Here is a 2,500-nt window from a genome sequence, read left to right as displayed (position 1 = left end):
GCGACGGCGGCGTGCGCGGCGTCGGGCAAAGTGGGAACGGCCTCGGTGAGGAGCCCGGCGACCGGGACGGTGGCCGCCCGCCGGGTCACGAGGAGCAGCGGTACGTTGGCGGCGCGTTCGTCGGCCAGCCAGCGCTGGAGGAGTTCGAGGACGTGTCCGGTGACGTCCGCGAGGTCGCCGTCGGGGCACTCGGCGACGACGGCGTCCACCTCCTCGTCCGTCCAGGTGGCGAGGGTGGCCGTGCTGGCGGGGGCGAGTCCCTCGGCCAGGGGCAGCGGGGTCCAGGCGATCCGGTACAGCGGGTCCCCATCGGTCCGGGCGGGCAGGGTCTCCCGCAGGACGAGGCCCCGCACGGTGACGACCGGCGCCCCCTCCGCGTCGACCGCGTCCACGCTGACCGTCCCGTCGGCGCCCCTGCCGATGCGGGCGCGCACGGCGTGGGCACCGGCCGCCTGGATCCGCACGCCGGTCCAGGCGAACGGCAGCCGGGGGGCGCCGCCGGTCGGGAGGTCGACGCCGAGGGCGTGCAGGACGGCGTCCAGGAGTGCCGGGTGCAGGGCGAAGCGGGCGGCGTCGGGGCGCTCGTCCTCGGGGAGTTCGGCCTCGGCGTACAGGGTGCCGTCGGGGGTGCGCAGGACTGTGCGCAGGCCCTGGAAGGCGGGGCCGTAGTCGAAGCCGGCGTCGGTCAGGCCGGGGTAGAAGCCGTCGAGTGGGAAGGACTCGGCGCCGGTGTCGGGGAGGGTGAAGGTGTCGCCGGTGCTGTCGGTGGCCGGGACGAGGTGGCCCTCGGCGTGCCGGGTCCAGGGCAGGGTGTCGTCATCGGTGGCGGTGCGGGAGTGCACGGCCACCGCGCGCCGCCCGTCCTCATCCGGCTCCCCCACGGTCAGCCGGAGATCGGCTCCCGCTTCGTCGGTCAGGGCCAGCGGGGTGGCCAGGGTCAGTTCGGCCAGCTCGGGGCAGCCCAGGCGTTCGCCGGCCCAGCAGACCAGGTCGACGAAGCCGGTGCCGGGGAGGAGGGGGGTGCCGAGGACGCCGTGGTCGGCGATCCAGGCGTGGGTGGCGCGTGAGATGCGGCCGGTGGCGATCACCGTGCCGGTCTCGGGCGAGGTGATCCAGGTCCGCAGGATCGGGTGGTCGGCGGCGCCGACTCCGGCGGCGGCCAGCGCGCCTGCGGGGATCGCGGCGTGCGCGGGCCAGTAGCGGCGGTGCTGGAAGGGGTAGGTGGGCAGGTCGGTGCGGCGGGCGCCGCTGCCTTCGAAGACCGCGCGCCAGTCGACGGCGACGCCGTGGACGTGCGCCTCTCCGAGCGCCGCGAGCAGTGCTTCGGGCTCGCTGCGGTCCCGGCGCAGTGCGGGCAACGCGACCAGATCCGCCATCAACCCGGTGAGTGAGCCGTCCGGCCCGAGTTCGAGGACCGTGGAGACACCGAGCCCGGCCACGGCCCGCACGCCGTCGGCGAAGCGGACGGCCGCGCGGACGTGGCGCACCCAGTACTCGGGGGTCGTCAGCTCCTCCCCCGCGACCTCGCCCGTCACGTTCGACACCACCGGCATCACCGGGTCGCCGAAGGACACCCCGGCGAGCACTTGGGCGAACTCGTCGAGCATCGGCTCCACGAGGCCCGAGTGGAAGGCGTGACTCACGCCGAGGCGCTTGACCCGGCGGCCCCGGGCGGCGAACGCATCGGCCGCCTCCTGCACAGCCGCTTCCTCGCCCGAAAGCACCACGGCACGCGGCCCGTTGACAGCCGCCAGCCACACGCCCGGCGCCCCGGCGATCTCGGACTCCTCGGCCTCGACGGCCCACATCGCGCCACCGGACGGCAGCCCCTGCATCAGCCGACCCCGCGCGGCGACGACCCGACAGGCGTCCTCCAGCGACCACACCCCCGCCACGTACGCCGCCGTCAACTCGCCCAGCGAATGCCCGAGAACGACGTCCGGGCGCACCCCCCACGACTCCACGAGCCGGAACAGCGCCACTTCGACGGCGAACAGCGCGGGCTGCGCGAGCCCGGTCGCCGACAGATCCTCCGCCGAACCTCCGAGCACGGCTCTCCTAAAGCCGGTTTCACCAAATCCGGCGCACACCTCGTCGAAGGCGGCGGCGAACACCCCGTACGTCTCGTACAGCTCCCGCCCCATCCCGACCCGCTGTGCCCCCTGCCCCGAGAACACCACCGCGAGCCCGCCGTCGCCTGGGGCCTCGGTGACAAGGGAGCCGTCGGCCGCGAGGGCGGACAGGGCCGTGCGCAGGTGCGCGGTGTCGGTGGCGACGAGGGCGGCGCGGTGGTCGAGGGCGGCGCGGTGGACGGCGAGGGTGAGGCCGAGGTCGGGCAGGGCCGGGGCGTGCGGGGTGTCGAGGGCCGCGCTGAGGCGGGCGGCCTGGGCGCCGACCAGATACCCGGAGCCGAATCTGCCGAGTCACCCAATCCGCGCCACACCCCCGCCACCCGCCTGATCCGCGCCAACCCGGACCACCCCGAGGTCCCCGCAGACCT

General features: G+C 75.4%; 1 protein-coding gene and 1 pseudogene. One reads left to right on the top strand and one right to left on the bottom strand.

Annotated features, from left to right (window positions below; all coding sequences use genetic code 11):
- Positions 1-2,144, bottom strand: a 2,144-nt coding sequence (locus tag ACVNF4_RS34875) for an acyltransferase domain-containing protein (RefSeq protein ID WP_461806866.1), incomplete at its 3' end; no start/stop codon positions are given.
- A 111-nt stretch (positions 2,145-2,255) separates the two neighbouring features.
- Between ACVNF4_RS34875 and ACVNF4_RS34870 the strand changes: the two are divergent.
- Positions 2,256-2,500 (top strand): annotated as a pseudogene (locus ACVNF4_RS34870) (hypothetical protein); the annotation flags it as partial.

Source organism: Streptomyces sp. S6 (assembly GCF_054880855.1).
Note: the sequence above shows the minus strand (reverse complement) of the source record. Positions and strands in the feature narration are given on the sequence as shown.